The following is a 15,993-nucleotide window of genomic DNA, read 5'->3' as shown; positions in this document are numbered from 1 at the left end:
AATCAGTTCAACAGGAGATGGTTGGAATGGAACCTTAAACGGTCAACCACTACCAGCAACGGACTATTGGTTCACAGTAGATTATTATGAAATTAAACCAGATGGTACAATAGTACCTAAACAATTTAAAGCTCACTTTTCATTAAAAAGATAAGTAGTTTTAAATAACATAAACAAAAAAGGGTTACTCAAACGAGTAACCCTTTTTTTAATAAAATATGATATAAAAAAAGATCAAAAAAGAACTTTTTAAATTTTTACAATAAAATAAATTATTTTTGATTATAAACAGTAATAGCTTCTTTTAAAATACGAACAGATTTAATTAAGTCTTCTTTTTTAAGAACATAAGCAATTCTCACTTCATCAATTCCAACATTTGGAGAAGAATAAAAACCTGCAGCAGGAGCAACCATTACAGTTTCACCATCTAAATCATAACTTTCCAATAACCATTGAGCAAAATCATTTGCACTAACTATAGGTAGTTTTGCAATACAGTAAAAAGCTCCTTTTGGAGTTGCTACCTGAACACCTTCGATTTTTAATAATTCTTCAATTAAAATATCTCTACGCTCTTTATATTCTGTGATTACATCATCAAAATAACTTTGAGGAGTATCTAAAGCAGCTTCACTAGCAATCTGAGCATAAGTTGGAGGACTAAGTCTTGCTTGTGCAAATTTCATTGCAGTAGCCATTACTTCAGAATTTTTAGAAACAATGCATCCTATTCTTGCACCACACATACTAAAACGTTTTGAAACAGAATCAATCATTATAGCATGATTTTCTATTCCAGGTACATTCATTACAGAAAAATGTTTGTATCCATCATAAGTAAACTCCCTGTAAACTTCATCAGCAATTAAAAATAAATCATGTTTAATTACAATTTTTGCCAATTGATTTATTTCTTCTTCAGAATATAAATAACCTGTAGGGTTTCCAGGATTACAAATTAAAATTGCTTTAGTTTTTGGAGTGATTAATTTTTCAAAATCTTCAATAGGAGGTAAAGCAAAGCCTGTTTCAATGGTAGAGATGACCGGAACTACTTTAACTCCTGAAGCAACACTAAAACCATTGTAGTTTGCATAAAAAGGCTCAGGTATAATAATCTCATCATTTGTATCCATTGTACTGCCTAGAGCAAATAATAAAGCTTCAGAACCACCAGTTGTAATAATGATATTTTGAGTGTCAATCGGTAAATTTTGGTTTTTATAGTATTTTGAAAGTTTCTCTCTATAGCTTTCAAAACCAGCAGAGTGACTGTATTCTAAGACTTCAATATTAGCATTTTTAACAGCATCAAGAGCTACTTGAGGTGTTTTAATATCTGGTTGCCCAATATTTAAATGATAAACATTGTGTCCCTTTTTCTTTGCAATTTCTGCATAAGGCACCAATTTTCTAATTGGCGATTCTGGCATTTGTATACCTTTTTGTGAAATTTTTGGCATCTTAATTTTATTTGGTATGCAAAATTGCAACTTTTTTTTAAAATATTTAATGAATCTAGTTTTTAAAAACTCTCTTTTATCAAAATACTTTAGTAACTTTATAAAAAACTTACACTTCTATGATTAGAATTTGGATTTTGATTTTACTTATTTCCAATGGAATGTTTTGTCAAGATAGCGATAAATGGTATTCCAAAAAAGATAAAATAATCATTCCTTTTGATTTTTCAAATAATTTAATAATTATTGATGTTTTAATTAATGAAACAAGTCTAAAAGTTATTTTAGACACAGGAACTGAAAAAAATATATTATTTAGTTTTCCAAGTAATGACTCAATCGAATTATTTAACCCAATTAAAACACAGATATCAGGTGTAGGAATTGGAAATTCAGTAGATGCTTTAATTTCCTCAAATAATAAATTAAGAATTAAAGAATTTGAGGATCACGATTTTACAGTTTTAATTTTAAGTGAAAATAACATAAATTTTATAAGTAAACTGGGAAAAGAAGTAAATGGTATTATTGGTTACAGCTTTTTTAAAGATAGACTAATAGAAATTGATTATGATAAAAAGAGAATAATTATACATAAGGATAGAAAATATATTGAGAAGAAAAAATTTAAAAAATATAAACAAGAAAAAATAGAATTAATAAACAATAAACCTTATGTTGAAATTAATTCAATACTAGATCAAAAAAAGGCTTCTTTAAAGCTATTGTTAGATACTGGTCTTAGTGACGGTTTATGGATATTTGAAAATGATTCTCTATCGTTGCCAAAAAAAGTTTTAAATGATTACTTGGGATTTGGATTAGCAGGTGAGATAAATGGAAAACGAGCTAGAATTGATAAATTATATTTTTCAAAATTTGAATTTGAAGATGTATTGGTTGCTTATCCTGATTTGTTATCATTTAAAAATATAAATTTAATTTATGGAAGAAATGGTTCAATTGGAGGTGAATTACTAAAGCGATTTCATTTATTTATTGATTATAAAGAAAAACTTTTATATTTAAAGAAAAGTCAATCCTTTAATAATTTATTCAATTATAATATGTCAGGAATTGAAGTAAAGCATTCAGGAGTTGAACCAATAAAGGAAGAAATTAGATTAAATTCAGCATCATCACAAATAAATGCATTAGAAATTGTTAAAAATAATTCAGAATTTAGATATAATTATAAATTTATATTAAAACCTATTTTTGTAATAACCAATCTTAGAGAAAATTCCCCAGCTCAAAAGGCAGGTTTATTACCAAATGATAAAATAGTAAGTATAAACAATAAAAAAGCACATAATTACACTATTCAAAAAATAACAGACTTATTCCAATCAGAAGATGGAAAAAAAATAAAAATGGAAGTAGAACGAGAAGGCAAAATCATTGAAGTAGAATTTTACCTCAAAAAAATCATATAAAAAAAGCCTCAAATTAATGAGGCTTCTTTTCTATTGTTCTAATATTGATTTCTTCTTCTCAAGAAGATTAACTTCTTTTTTTTCAATAACAGTTCCTTTTATTCTTAAGGTTATTAAACCATTTGGGACATTAACAGCGTTACTTTCAACAGTAATTGACTTACTAATAGGTCCAGGATTCATATTGTATTGAACTTCAATAAAATCAGATTTTCCAGGCATAATTGGAGCCGATGGTTTCGTAGGAACCGTACAACCACAAGTAGATTTCACATTTTTAATTTCTAAAGGAGCATCACCAGTATTTGTAAACTCAAAAGTTCTCTTTCCAGAATCTTCTCCTCTTGTAACTGTTCCATAATTTATTGTCTCTTCTTTAAACTCAATCCTCGGTCCTTGTGCAAAGGCAACCGTTGAAATAAACAATACTGCAATTAAATTAAGTAAATTTTTCATCATATCATTTTTTTAATTATCGTAAAATTAAACACTTTTGCAAAAATTACAAACAAATTAACTTTTTTTATTTTAGGTTATATCGTTACTTTTGCAAATAGTTAATTACAAAAACAATACCAAAGTCTTTTTTCTTATTAGGAGCAATAAGGCTTGGGCTATTTTAGAAACCATATTCCTGCTATTCATTATATCTTTTTTTTCAAAAAAGGATACCATTACTATCAGGGCTAGAAGTTTTTGATAAACCTTTTGTAAATTATCTTAACAATAAACCATTAACAATAAACAGTATAAATGATTCCAGCACAGTTTAATCCAAAAGAAGTAGAACAAAAATGGTATGATTACTGGATGAAAAACAAGTATTTTCATTCAAAACCAGACAGCAGAACACCATATACAATTGTAATTCCTCCACCAAACGTGACAGGAGTCTTGCATATGGGACATATGTTGAATAATACCATTCAAGATGTTCTAATTCGTCGTGCTCGTTTAAAAGGATTCAATGCTTGTTGGGTTCCAGGAACAGATCATGCCTCAATTGCCACAGAAGCAAAAGTTGTTGCAAAACTAAAAACAGAAGGAATCAATAAAGGTGATTTAACTCGTGAAGAGTTCTTAAAACATGCTTACGATTGGACTGACAAATACGGAGGAACAATCTTAGAGCAACTAAAACAATTAGGTTGTTCATGTGATTGGGACAGAACTAAATTCACCATGGATGAAGATATGTCAGCTTCTGTAATTAAATCTTTTGTGGATTTATACAATAAAGGTATGATTTATCGTGGTTATCGAATGGTAAATTGGGATCCAGAAGCAAAAACAACGTTGTCTGACGAAGAGGTTATTCACGAAGAACGTCAAGGAAAATTATATTATTTAAAATATTATTTAACTCAAAATTTAGATAATCGTGAATGTGGAGATGAATTTATTGTTATTGCAACTACTCGTCCAGAAACTATTTTTGGTGATACAGCTATTTGTATCAATCCAAATGATGAGAGATATAAATATTTAAAAGGAAAATTAGCAGTTGTTCCAATTTCTGGTAAAGTTATTCCAATTATTGAAGATGAATATGTTGATATTGAATTTGGAACAGGTTGTTTAAAAGTAACACCAGCTCATGATGTTAACGATGCATCATTAGGAAAAAAACACAATCTTGAAATTATTGATATTTTTAATGAAGATGCTTCGTTAAATAGTTTTGGTTTGCATTATCAAGGAAAAGACAGATTTGCAGCTCGTGAAGAAATAGAATTAGAATTAAAAAATAAAGACTTGTTATTAAAAACTGAAATTCACATGAATAAAGTGGGAACTTCAGAAAGAACCAAAGCCGTTATTGAACCTAGATTATCAGATCAATGGTTTTTAAAGATGGAAGAGTTAGTTAAACCAGCCATTAAAGCCGTTTTAGAAACCGAAGAAGTAAAGTTATATCCAAGCAAATTCAATAACACTTATCGTCATTGGATGGAAAACATTCGCGATTGGAATATATCACGTCAATTGTGGTGGGGACAACAAATTCCTGCCTATTATTACGGTGAAGGAAAAGAAGATTATGTTGTAGCAGAAAATATTAACGAGGCTTTAGAATTAGCAAAAAAAGCAACCAACAACCAACAACTAACAACTAACAACTTAACACAAGATGCTGATGCACTAGATACTTGGTTCTCATCATGGTTATGGCCAATGGCAGTTTTTGGAGGGATTTTAGATCCAGAAAGTGAAGATTTTAAATACTATTATCCAACAAATGATTTAGTAACTGGTCCAGATATTTTATTTTTCTGGGTAGCTCGTATGATTATTGCAGGATATGAATACACTGGAAAAAAACCATTTAACAATGTATATTTAACTGGTTTAGTTCGTGATAAACAACGTCGTAAGATGTCAAAATCATTAGGAAATTCTCCTGATCCATTAGAATTGATTGAAAAATTTGGTGCTGATGGTGTTCGTGTTGGATTGCTTTTAAGTGCTTCTGCAGGAAATGATATCATGTTTGATGAAGAGTTATGTAATAATGGTAAAGCTTTTGCTAATAAAATTTGGAATGCATTCCGATTAATTAAAGGTTGGGAAGTTGCAGATATTGCACAGCCAGAAGCATCAAAAATTGCGATTGATTGGTATGAAGCTAAATTACAACAAACCTTAGCTGAAATTGAAGATAACTTCGAAAAATACAGATTGTCTGATGCTTTAATGAGCATTTACAAGCTAGTTTGGGACGATTTCTGTTCTTGGTTCTTGGAAATTATCAAACCAGCTTACCAACAACCAATTGATAAAGCAACATTTGATAAAGCTATTGAGTTATTAGAAGCTAACTTGAAATTATTACATCCATTTATGCCTTTCTTAACGGAAGAAATTTGGCAATATATTGCTGAAAGAACACAAGAAGAAGCATTGATTATTTCAAAATGGCCAACCATGAAAAATACAAATGCAGATTTAATTTCTGAATTTGATTTTGCCGCTGAAGTAATTTCTGGAATTAGAACTATTCGTAAAGAGAAAAACATTCCATTCAAAGATGTTATCGATTTAAAAGTGATCAATAATGAAAACGCTTCTACAAAATTTGATGCAGTAATTCTTAAACTAGGAAATATTGAAAGTTTAGAATACGTTTCCGAAGCAGTTGAAGGAACATTAACTTATAGAGTAAAATCAAACGAATATTTTATTCCAATTGCTGGAAATATTGATGTAGCTGCTGAAATTGAAAAATTAGAAGCGGAATTAAAGTACACCCAAGGTTTCTTAAAATCAGTTCAAGGAAAATTAAATAATGAAAAGTTTGTTGCTGGTGCTCCTGATCAAGTTATTGCAAACGAAAGAAACAAAGAAGCTGATGCTTTAGCTAAAATTGCTACAATTGAACAAAGTTTGGCAAGTTTGAAATAAACTAACTTAAATAGTATAAATAAAAAAATCCCGTTTAGTTTAAAAGCTAAACGGGATTTTTTAATAACTAACCTTTTATTTATTTTCTGTCTTTTCCTTTGTATTGTTTAAAAAGAGTTCTGGTAAATTCTTCTTCTGCTTTTTTGAGTTGAAGTACTTTTTTTGCTCCAATAATTTCTTTTGCATCTTTTACAAATTTCTTTCTCAAATTCAATAGTTCTTCGTCTATAGATTCCATTTCAGAAAGTATAGTTGCAGCTTCTTTATCATTCAAATTATCCAAACCACTATCCTTATATTTTTTCATGATAGTTCTCATTTTGTTATGACGCAATTCAAATTGCTTTTCATCATAAGCATTGTAAACAGGCCAAAATTTTTCAGCTTCAGCTGATGTAAGGCTCAATTCTTTAGTAATATAAGCTACCTTTAATGCTTTTACTTTTTCAATTTTTTCTTTGCTTGGTTGAGCAATCGATACAATCGAGAACAGAACAACCATTAGTGTAATTAATTTCTTCATTTTTTATTCGTTTAAATATAAATCAACATTTTGATAATTTTCTTCTAGGTATAATTCTACAGCATCGTTATTTAAAGCAAGACTTTCTTCTAACGACGCAAAATCTTCATTAGTTAATTCGGTTGCAATTTCATAATTAGTCATTGTAGGTTGCATCGCTAAATAGGTTTCAATGGTTTCATCTTCAACAGTACTTGTATTTGTATCATTCATTGAAAAGTAAACAGGTAAAGCAATTGAAATTAATAAAACAGCAGCAATACTGGTCATCCAAACTCTTTTGTTTTGCCATAAAGAAATAACTTTAGGTTCATTTTTAACGACTAATTGATTTAGCATTTTGCTTTCAAATTGTTCAAAATAACCTTCAGGGACTTTAAAACCTGATTCTATTTTTTCATTATTTAGATTAAAATCTTTCATGTGTATAAGACTAATTTGTTTACAAAAGGTTTAATTTGATTTTAAAAATTCTTCTATTTTTTTTGAAGCAATATGATAACTTGCTTTTAATGCACCAACTGAAGTATCAAGGACTTGCGACATTTCTTCGTATTTCATTTCTTCAAAATATTTCATTTTAAAGACTAATTGTTGTTTTTCGGGTAAAATAGCAATGGCTTTTTGTAATTTCAATTGAATTTCATCACCTTCAAAATAAACATCGCTTTCTAAATTATTTATGGATTTGTTTTGTAATTCTTCATTTGAAATACCACTTTTCTTGGCTTTTTGTTGTAAAAAAGTTAGTGCTTCATTTGTGGCAATTCGATACATCCAAGAATATAATTTGCTATCACCTTTAAAATTCTTAATATTAGAAAAAACTTTTATAAAAGTGTTTTGCAATACATCGTCAGCATCATCATGGTTTAAAACAATATTTCGAATATGAAAATACAAAGGTTTTTGATATTGTTCCAATAGCATTTTGAACGCGTTATTTTGCGTTTTAGGATTTGATAATTCCGTTAAAAATGCTTTTTCGTCTTGCAAGTTTTACTTCATTTGATAGTAAGACTAAAGATACACAAAAAGGTTTAATTTAATTTTTTAAAATCTTTTCAAGACTGTACCTTTGCAGCAAACAACACTACAATGATACAAACTGTAATTTTTGATATGGATGGAGTAATAGTTGATACAGAACCTGTACACCATTATGCTTATCATCAACATTTTAAACAATTGAATATAGAGATTTCGGATGAGTTATATAGTACTTATACAGGAAACTCAACACGAAATGTTTTTCAAAAAATAAAAGCTCAGTTTAATTTGCCTCATGAAGTTGAAGATTTGATTCAGACTAAAAGAAGTTTATTTAATGAAGCTTTTGATACCAAAGAAGATTTATTTTTAATTGAAGGTGTTGAAGATTTAATTAAAGATTTACATGCCAATGGAATTCAGTTAATTTTAGCTTCTTCGGCTTCAAAAGTAACTATTGAAAGGGTTTTTAATCGTTTTAATTTGAACCAATATTTTACACATAAAGTTTCAGGAGAAGATTTTCCTAAATCAAAACCACATCCAGCTATTTTTGAACATGCAGCTAGTTTGTCTGTTGCTCCAAAAGAAAATTGTATTGTAATTGAAGACAGTACAAACGGAATTGAAGCTTCAGTTGCAGCAAATATTTACTGTATCGGTTATGATAGTTTGCATTCAAAAGATCAAGATTTATCAAAAGCTAATTTAATTGTAAAGCATTTTAATGAATTAAATGCTGAAAAAGTGAAGAATTTAAAATAAGGAATCAGTCAGGATTTGTATGTTTATTTACAATTCGTTTACTGTCTGATTTTACATCTGAATTTTTTCGCATTCTCCACAAAATATCACTAGAATGTTTTCTGGTTTTTTCCAAATCTACAATTGGATAAGGATAATTTATACCTAATTTAAAATTGTATAATTCCTGCTCAATTGGAGTCAATTTCCATGGTTCATGAATAAATGCTATTGGAATTTCAGCTAATTCGGGAACCCATTTTTTAATAAAAACACCTTCTTCATCATGCTCGATTGAATTTTTTACAGGATTGTAAACTCTTAATGTATTTACTCCAGTAACACCAGCTTGCATTTGCAATTGTGGATAATGAATTCCAGATTCAAAATCTAAAAATTGTTGGGCTAAATGTGGGGAACAGTTTTGCCACGGTTGCCACAAATTGTGAGTATAAAATGAAACGACTAAAGCTCTCATCCTAAAATTCAAATAGCCAGTTGAATTTAAACATCGCATACATGCATCAACAATTGGAAATCCTGTTTTACCTTGTGTCCAAGATTCATGATAAAATAAATTTAAAGGTTGAACCAAATTGCGATATCCTTTGTTTACAGCAATAAATTCCATGCTACATTCCATTTCAAATTTTTGAATAAAATGAGCTTGCCAACGTAATCTTGAAACAAAATTTGAGATTTGTTTTTTGTGAATTCCTCTTTGTGAATATTTCCAAGCTTCATCATAAACTTGTCTGATGGATAAATTTCCCCAAGCAATATAAGGTGACAAACGACTACAACCCATTCTAGCTTTTTCGGGTTTTGAAATATATTTGGAATAATTTGCAACTCGTTCATTAAAAAAAGAATTCATGTAACGCAAAGCTGTTGGTGTACCACCTTTTTGAAAAGGTGTGTTTTTGTCTGTAACTAAAGAAGGTTTATTGAAGAGGTTTTCAATTTCTTCTATATCTTTATATTTTATAAAAGAACGAGCATTGGCTTCAAATAGAAAACAATCCTTATCCATATAATCGTACCAATCTTCTTTCCAGTTTTTTCTGTTTTTGATACCTCTGATGACTCCATTATTTATCGATTCATACCATGGAATTTCGTGTTTATTCAAAAAAGCAGAAACTTGTTTGTCTCTATCAAAAGTTAATTTAATTCCAGTTTCTTGATGTGAATATACAGCGTGAATAGAAATCAGTTTTTTTAATTTTTGAAAAATTTCAAGAGCTTCACCTTCAACTATTAGTATTTGTGTATGATATTGTAAAAGTTCTTTCTGAAGACTTTCTAAGGATTGTTTGATAAAATCAAAATGTCTTTGACTGTAATGAATATCTTCTTGAAGCGATGGTTCAAATATATACAGTAAAAGAGTCTTTCTTCCTGATGAAATAGCATTGTGAAGTGCTTCATTATCAGTTAATCGCAAATCTCTTTTAAACCAAACGATATTCATTTTAGTTGTTTTTTCAATTTTTTATCCAACAGCTTCTTTATAAACTTTTAAGCATAATTCTCTAGCTTCTTTATGGTCTACAATGGGTTTAGGATATTTTTCAGAATCAAATTCAGGAACCCATTTTTTGATGTATTTGTGATTTTTATCAAATTTTTCAATTTGTGTAGTTGGATTAAAAATTCTGAAATAAGGAGCAGCATCAACTCCAGAGCCAGCAGCCCATTGCCAATTTCCAACATTACTTGCCTGTTCATAATCCAGTAATTTTTGGGCAAAATAAGTTTCACCCCATTTCCAATCGATTAATAAATGTTTGCATAGAAAACTTGCCACAATCATTCGAACTCTGTTGTGCATGTAACCTGTTTCATTTAATTCTCGCATTCCTGCATCAACAATTGGATAACCTGTTTTTCCATCACACCATTTTTGGAATAAATTTTCATTATTTTTCCATTGAATAGCATCATATTTTGGTCTGAAACTTGAATTAATTGTATGTGGAAAATGCCATAAAATTTGCATAAAAAATTCCCTCCAAATTAATTCTTTTAGAAAAGTTTCATTTTTAAAAGTTGAAGCATGATTGACTATTTTTCGAATTGAAACAGCTCCAAAACGCAAATAAGTTCCCAACATAGAAGTGCCATTTTCAGCTGGAAAATTTCTGGTTTCTTCATATTTTGAAATGGTTTTATCACTAATATCATAAGATGGAACTTTAATCTCTGAAGTTTTAAATCCAATATCTTTTAAACTTAAAAAAGAGTAGGAGTGTTTTGAAATTTTATCCAGTTTATCTTCTGATTTATAATAACTTAAATTGATTTTAGAAAAAGCTTCTTTCCATTTTTTTGAATAAGGTGTATAAACCACATATGGATCACCATCGTCTTTTACCACATCATTTTTTTCAAAAATAACTTGGTCTTTACTAGTTTTAAATTCGATTTCATTTTCTTTAAACAACTGATTCATTTCTTTATCGCGTTTTCTAGCATAAGGTTCGTAATCGTGATTGGTATAAACAGTTTTGATTTTATTTTCTTCGATTAACTTTTCAAAAACAGCTTTCGGTTCACCATGAAAAACAGCTAACGATTTTCCATTTTCTTTGAGTTTATCTTGAATTTTGGACAATAATTCATGAATGAAAGTCACACGAGCATCATCTTTAGGTAATTCAGAGAGTATTTTTTCATCAAAAATAAATATGGGTAAAACTTTTTCACTATCATTTAAAGCATGAAAAAATCCCACATTATCTTCCACTCTTAAATCTCTTCTAAACCAAAATATATTCATTTTCAAGTACAATTACAATTACAAAATTTAATTTCAAAAATTAGATTATTTGCTATCCATTAACTAATAAAGTTGACATTCCACCATCAACATGTAAAATTTGTCCACTCATCCAACTGCTGTTTTCACTTAATAAAAAACTAGCCATTTGAGCAATGTCTTCAGGTTGTCCAAATCGTTTTAAAGGATGTCTTTCCGAAGATTTTTCTTTTTTTATATCGTTATTTAAAAATTTGTCGGCTAAAGGTGTATCAGTTAATGAAGGAGCAATTACATTAACTCTAATTTTTGGAGCATATTCTGCAGCTAAAGCTTTTGCAAATCCTTCAATAGCACCTTTGGATGCTGCAACACTGGTATGAAAAGGCATTCCCATACATGCTGCTACACTACTAAACAACACAATGCTTGATTGTTTTGATGCAGTTAAATTAGGTAAAACAGCTTGAATTACCTTGACTAAACCTATAAAATTAATTTGCAAATCACTTTCAAAAGCTTCAAGTTTTAATCCTTTAAACGGTCTTAAATTAATGCTACCTGGTAAATAGACTAAACCATCAATAACTTCTGGTAATATTGAAGTATCTAGATTATCAGTAGAAACATCAAAAGGTATGTGTGTGATCTTTAAGTTTCCTAGATTTTCGTTTGTTCTTGAAGCAACAAAGACGTTGTTGTTATTTTGAAGTTCCTTTGCTAATGCTAATCCAATTCCGTAAGAACCTCCAATTAAAAGTATGTTTTTCATAATTTGATTATTTAAATTCTCCAAATAATTCTATTAATTTTTTTCTTCTGTATTCAAAAATTTCATTCAATTTGGGTTGAACAAGTATAGGTTGAACCATTTGACCTAGAATTCCCATTGGTATTTTATAATCTACAATGTCTTCCATTTCAACACCACCATCAATTTCTTTAAGAAAATGTTTGTGATGCCAAAGAGAATATGGACCAAAACGTTGTTCATCCACAAAGAATTTTTTATCAGCTACATGTGTGATTTCAGTTACCCATTTTGTTTTAATTCCTAAAACTGGTGTCACAATGTATTGAATCAATTGGCCTTGATACATAGGTCTGTCAGCACCAGATAGGATTTCAAATCCCATATAATCAGGTGTTATAGTTTTTAAATTTCTAGGATTTGAAAGAAATTTCCAAGCTTCATCTAATGAAATTGGTAAGTTTTGTTTACTATGTAACGTATAAATTTTCATTTTTCTTTTTTGTAAAGGTAATTATTGTTTAACTAATTATAAAAAAAATTAAACAAAATATTTTAAATTTTAGATACCTTTAACAAAAGATTGATGAATATTTCTTAAATTCGTAGCATCAAAAAAAATAACCAATTATGAAAAAATTATTAATAGCAGCCATTTTTGCTTTTTCAAGCATTGTTGCTACTGCTCAAGTAAAAACTCCACAAGCTAGTCCTAGTTCAAAAGTGGAACAAGTTGTAGGATTAACTACGATTGAAGTGAATTATTCTCGTCCAAGTGCAAAAGGAAGAACTGTTTTTGGAGAATTAGTTCCTTATGGTTCTAATTGGAGAACAGGTGCAAATGCAAATACAACTGTTACTTTCAATGAAAATGTAAAAGTTGAAGGTAAAGATTTAGCAAAAGGAACATATGCATTATATACAACTCCAAAAGCTGATAGTTGGGATGTAATTTTCTACAAAAATACTGATAACTGGGGTTTACCAGAAAAGTGGAATGATTCTGATGTTGCAGTGAAAGTTTCTGTTAAGCCAGAATCTACAAACAGACATATTGAAACGTTTACAATTTCAATAAACAATATTACAAATGACAATGCAACTTTAAATTTAGAATGGGAAAAAACTATTGTTCCTGTTAAAATTGAAGTTCCAACAAAAGAGGTTGCCATTACAAGTATTGAAAATGCTTTAGCTGGACCAAAAGCTGGTGATTATTTTTCTGCATCACAGTATTTTTATCAGTCTGGTGGTGATATGAATAAAGCTTTAACTTGGGTTAACAAAGCTATTGAAATGGCTACTGCTGGAGGAAAAGAAGCTCCATTTTGGTACTTACGTCAAAAATCATTGATTCAAGCTAAATTAAATGATAAAAAAGGTGCTATTGAAACAGCAAAATTATCTTTAGCTGCTGCAATTAAAGCTGGAAACAAAGATTATGAAAAAATGAATAATGATTCAATTGCTGAATGGTCTAAGAAATAAATTCATATTGCAAAATTATTTAAAAAGCCTTTCAATCACGAAAGGCTTTTTATTTAAAAATTAAAGTTTAAAATTTTAATCTACATAATGAAAACTATTTAGTATTTTTTTAAAATTAAAAACTTCAGAATTTTCCATTTTATAGAAAAGTATATAAGTTTTCCCATCTGTATATAGTTTTACATTTTTTAAATTAATTGATTTATCATAATTAAAATGCTTTTTCTTTACCTTGTAATAATAATCCATATAATTTAAGATTTTGGTCTTATCATCAATTATTTCCCAAGGTGTTATTTGGATTTCATTGTTGATGTAATCAGCATCAATTATAATTAGTCTGTTTTTATCATACTCAATATGATTAGCATTGTTTGATGCTGACCATTTTTTTATTTTCTTTGGTAAATTGATTTTAAAATGTTGTGGATAAAAAAAAACTTTATCAGCAGATGCTCCAATTTTTGAATGATAATAAAGTTCATTATAATCTTTAAAACCATATATTTTAAAAGTATCATTACTTATTGGTAAATATCTTTCATCATCTAAATAAGTTCTGCAAGAACATAAAAGTATAATAAAAGAAGTTATTAAAATAAATAAAGAAATTCTTTTTATCATATTTTATTCTTTACTATTCAAATAACTTTGAATACTTATTGACAAAACTAAAGTTAAAAGAGCTCCTATAAAATTTAACCAAAGGAAACTTACTACATCAATATAGAAGATATAAAAGATGGTTAATTGACTTATACAAGCTGCAATAAAAATGGCTTTTCCTTTTACATATTTAATGTAGAATCCAACTAAGAATATACCAAGTACAGTTCCGTAGAATATTGAACCAATGATATTTACCAATTGAATTAAATTTTCAAAAAGCGAACTTATACAAGCAAATCCAATAGCCACTAATCCCCAAAATAAAGTGAAATATTGTGTGGCATAAACATAGTGTTTGTCAGATTCATTTCCTTTATTTCTTTTATAAATATCAATGGTTGAAGTTGCTGCTAATGAGTTTAAACCAGAAGCACTTGAAGACATGGCTGCACTAAAAATCACCGCTAAAAGTAACCCTAAAATTCCTTTTGGTAAATGATGAAGAATGAAATATAAAAACACATAATCTTTATCATTTGTTTCTGCTTTGGAATCTGATTTGGCAATTAAATTTTTAGCTTTTTCACGTAAATCTTTTTCTTGAATGTTTAAGGTTTGCATTTTCTTTTTTAAGGCATTGTTATCATATTCATAGTTTAATTGTTCAATATAAATATGATTGATAACATTTTTCTCTTCATTGATAACCGCTAATTTATCTTCAAGTACTTTATAATCTTCTTTGTATTTTGAATTTTCAATATGTGAAACATTCGTAGGATTAAAATGCAAAGGAGCACTGTTAAATTGGTAGAAAACAAAAACCAAAACTCCAGTTAAAAGAATAAAAAATTGCATTGGAACTTTTAAAATTCCATTCATGATTAAACCCATTTGGCTTTCCTTAATAGATTTTCCAGAAAGGTATCGTCCAACTTGAGATTGATCAGTTCCAAAATAAGAAAGCATTAAGAAAAATCCACCAGTTATTCCGCTCCAAAAAGTATATCGAGTTTCAGGATTATAAGAGAAATCAAGAATATCCATTTTGCCGTTTGCTCCAGCTATTTTTAAGACATTGAAAAAATCCAATTGTTCGGGTAATTGGTTTAAAATGATTATAAACGTAATAACCATTCCACTAAAAATGACAAACATTTGCTGTTTTTGAGTGACATTTACAGCTTTTGTTCCACCAGTTACGGTGTAAACGATAACTAAAATACCGATTATAATATTTAGTATAAATAAATTCCAACCTAATAGTGCAGAAAGAATAATTGCTGGAGCATAAATGGTAATTCCAGTTCCTAAACCTCTTTGAATTAAGAATAAAATAGCAGCTAAAGTTCTTGTATTTACATCAAATCGTTGTTCCAAATATTCATAAGCTGTGTAAACTTTTAACTTGTGATAAATAGGTATAAAAGTATAAGCAATTACAACCATTGCCAATGGTAAACCAAAATAGAATTGCACAAAACCCATTCCATCATGATAAGCTTGACCTGGTGTGGAAAGAAACGTAATAGCACTGGCTTGAGTAGCCATAACTGAAATTCCAACAGTAAACCAAGGAGTTTCGTTGTTTCCTAAAATATAATCTTTTACGTTAGCACTTCCTTTAGTTTTGTAAGCACCATAAATTACTATGAAAAGTAGCGTAAACGAAAGAACAACCCAATCTAAATTTGCCATATTAAGTGAACATTTCCATTAATAAATAAAACACTAATATGTAAAGAGCATTCAGTACCAAAACAATACTGTAGCTCATTTTCCATTTGTTTTTTTCTTTTTCCATATCTTGTTTTCCGTGAAAA

16 protein-coding genes are annotated in these 15,993 nt (G+C 28.9%); 5 read left to right on the top strand and 11 right to left on the bottom strand.

Going from position 1 to position 15,993, the window contains the following annotated elements; genetic code table 11:
- Position 1 precedes the first annotated feature (1 nt).
- Positions 2-154 (top strand): T9SS type B sorting domain-containing protein, encoded by a 153-nt coding sequence (locus tag ACFO3U_RS04570; RefSeq protein ID WP_379738557.1) that lies wholly within the window; start codon positions 2-4, stop codon positions 152-154.
- 118 nt (positions 155-272) lie between these two features.
- Here ACFO3U_RS04570 and ACFO3U_RS04565 read toward each other — a convergent pair whose 3' ends face one another.
- A complete protein-coding gene (locus ACFO3U_RS04565) occupies positions 273-1,466 on the bottom strand; it encodes a pyridoxal phosphate-dependent aminotransferase (protein WP_379738550.1) in 1,194 nt (397 codons plus the stop codon).
- Between the two features lie 119 nt (positions 1,467-1,585).
- Between ACFO3U_RS04565 and ACFO3U_RS04560 the strand changes: the two genes are divergently transcribed.
- Positions 1,586-2,902, top strand: coding sequence for a PDZ domain-containing protein (locus ACFO3U_RS04560; protein WP_379738549.1), 1,317 nt, complete (start codon positions 1,586-1,588; stop codon positions 2,900-2,902).
- A gap of 30 nt (positions 2,903-2,932) precedes the next feature.
- On the opposite strand, the gene ACFO3U_RS04555 is transcribed toward ACFO3U_RS04560, so the two are convergent.
- Positions 2,933-3,358, bottom strand: coding sequence for a DUF1573 domain-containing protein (locus ACFO3U_RS04555; RefSeq protein ID WP_379738548.1), 426 nt, complete (start codon positions 3,356-3,358; stop codon positions 2,933-2,935).
- Between the two features lie 297 nt (positions 3,359-3,655).
- Here ACFO3U_RS04555 and ACFO3U_RS04550 point away from each other — a divergent pair, with 297 nt between their 5' ends.
- Positions 3,656-6,304, top strand: a complete 2,649-nt coding sequence (locus tag ACFO3U_RS04550) for a valine--tRNA ligase (RefSeq protein WP_379738547.1) — start codon at positions 3,656-3,658, stop codon at positions 6,302-6,304.
- 79 nt (positions 6,305-6,383) lie between these two features.
- Here the strand turns inward: ACFO3U_RS04550 and ACFO3U_RS04545 are convergent, their stop codons facing one another.
- From ACFO3U_RS04545 to ACFO3U_RS04535, 3 genes are read right to left on the bottom strand one after another with little or no spacing between them, the layout of a single operon-like run.
- Positions 6,384-6,827, bottom strand: a complete 444-nt coding sequence (locus tag ACFO3U_RS04545; protein WP_379738546.1) for a sensor of ECF-type sigma factor — start codon at positions 6,825-6,827, stop codon at positions 6,384-6,386.
- Between the two features lie 3 nt (positions 6,828-6,830).
- The gene (locus ACFO3U_RS04540) at positions 6,831-7,250 is read right to left on the bottom strand and encodes a hypothetical protein (protein WP_379738545.1); all 420 of its coding nucleotides are present in this window, start codon (positions 7,248-7,250) and stop codon (positions 6,831-6,833) included.
- A 30-nt stretch (positions 7,251-7,280) separates the two neighbouring features.
- On the bottom strand, positions 7,281-7,823 hold the full coding sequence (locus ACFO3U_RS04535) for an RNA polymerase sigma factor (RefSeq protein ID WP_379738544.1): 543 nt from the start codon (positions 7,821-7,823) through the stop codon (positions 7,281-7,283).
- Positions 7,824-7,925: 102 nt separating this feature from the next.
- Between ACFO3U_RS04535 and ACFO3U_RS04530 the strand changes: the two genes are divergently transcribed.
- The gene (locus tag ACFO3U_RS04530) at positions 7,926-8,582 is read left to right on the top strand and encodes an HAD family hydrolase (protein ID WP_379738543.1); all 657 of its coding nucleotides are present in this window, start codon (positions 7,926-7,928) and stop codon (positions 8,580-8,582) included.
- Between the two features lie 4 nt (positions 8,583-8,586).
- Here ACFO3U_RS04530 and ACFO3U_RS04525 read toward each other — a convergent pair whose 3' ends face one another.
- From ACFO3U_RS04525 to ACFO3U_RS04510, 4 genes are read right to left on the bottom strand one after another with little or no spacing between them, the layout of a single operon-like run.
- A complete protein-coding gene (locus ACFO3U_RS04525) occupies positions 8,587-10,035 on the bottom strand; it encodes a cryptochrome/deoxyribodipyrimidine photo-lyase family protein (protein ID WP_379738542.1) in 1,449 nt (482 codons plus the stop codon).
- Between the two features lie 21 nt (positions 10,036-10,056).
- Positions 10,057-11,343 (bottom strand): cryptochrome/photolyase family protein, encoded by a 1,287-nt coding sequence (locus ACFO3U_RS04520; RefSeq protein ID WP_379738541.1) that lies wholly within the window; start codon positions 11,341-11,343, stop codon positions 10,057-10,059.
- A gap of 52 nt (positions 11,344-11,395) precedes the next feature.
- Positions 11,396-12,094, bottom strand: a complete 699-nt coding sequence (locus ACFO3U_RS04515) for an SDR family NAD(P)-dependent oxidoreductase (RefSeq protein WP_379738540.1) — start codon at positions 12,092-12,094, stop codon at positions 11,396-11,398.
- Between the two features lie 7 nt (positions 12,095-12,101).
- Positions 12,102-12,566 (bottom strand): SRPBCC family protein, encoded by a 465-nt coding sequence (locus ACFO3U_RS04510; protein ID WP_379738539.1) that lies wholly within the window; start codon positions 12,564-12,566, stop codon positions 12,102-12,104.
- A 137-nt stretch (positions 12,567-12,703) separates the two neighbouring features.
- Here ACFO3U_RS04510 and ACFO3U_RS04505 point away from each other — a divergent pair, with 137 nt between their 5' ends.
- Entirely contained in the window at positions 12,704-13,561 is an 858-nt protein-coding gene (locus ACFO3U_RS04505) for a DUF2911 domain-containing protein (RefSeq protein ID WP_379738538.1), read from the top strand.
- Between the two features lie 75 nt (positions 13,562-13,636).
- On the opposite strand, the gene ACFO3U_RS04500 is transcribed toward ACFO3U_RS04505, so the two are convergent.
- Together ACFO3U_RS04500 and ACFO3U_RS04495 are read right to left on the bottom strand one after the other, a co-directional pair.
- Positions 13,637-14,185 carry a hypothetical protein gene (locus ACFO3U_RS04500; protein WP_379738537.1) on the bottom strand — a complete coding sequence of 183 codons (549 nt, stop codon included), beginning with the start codon at positions 14,183-14,185 and terminating at the stop codon, positions 13,637-13,639.
- Positions 14,186-14,188: 3 nt separating this feature from the next.
- Positions 14,189-15,868, bottom strand: a complete 1,680-nt coding sequence (locus tag ACFO3U_RS04495; protein ID WP_379738536.1) for a sodium:solute symporter family protein — start codon at positions 15,866-15,868, stop codon at positions 14,189-14,191.
- Between the last annotated feature and the right edge of the window lie 125 nt (positions 15,869-15,993).

This window comes from Flavobacterium ponti, from assembly GCF_042652765.1.
Taxonomy (GTDB): domain Bacteria; phylum Bacteroidota; class Bacteroidia; order Flavobacteriales; family Flavobacteriaceae; genus Flavobacterium; species Flavobacterium ponti.
This window is presented reverse-complemented; position numbering and strand designations above follow the sequence as displayed.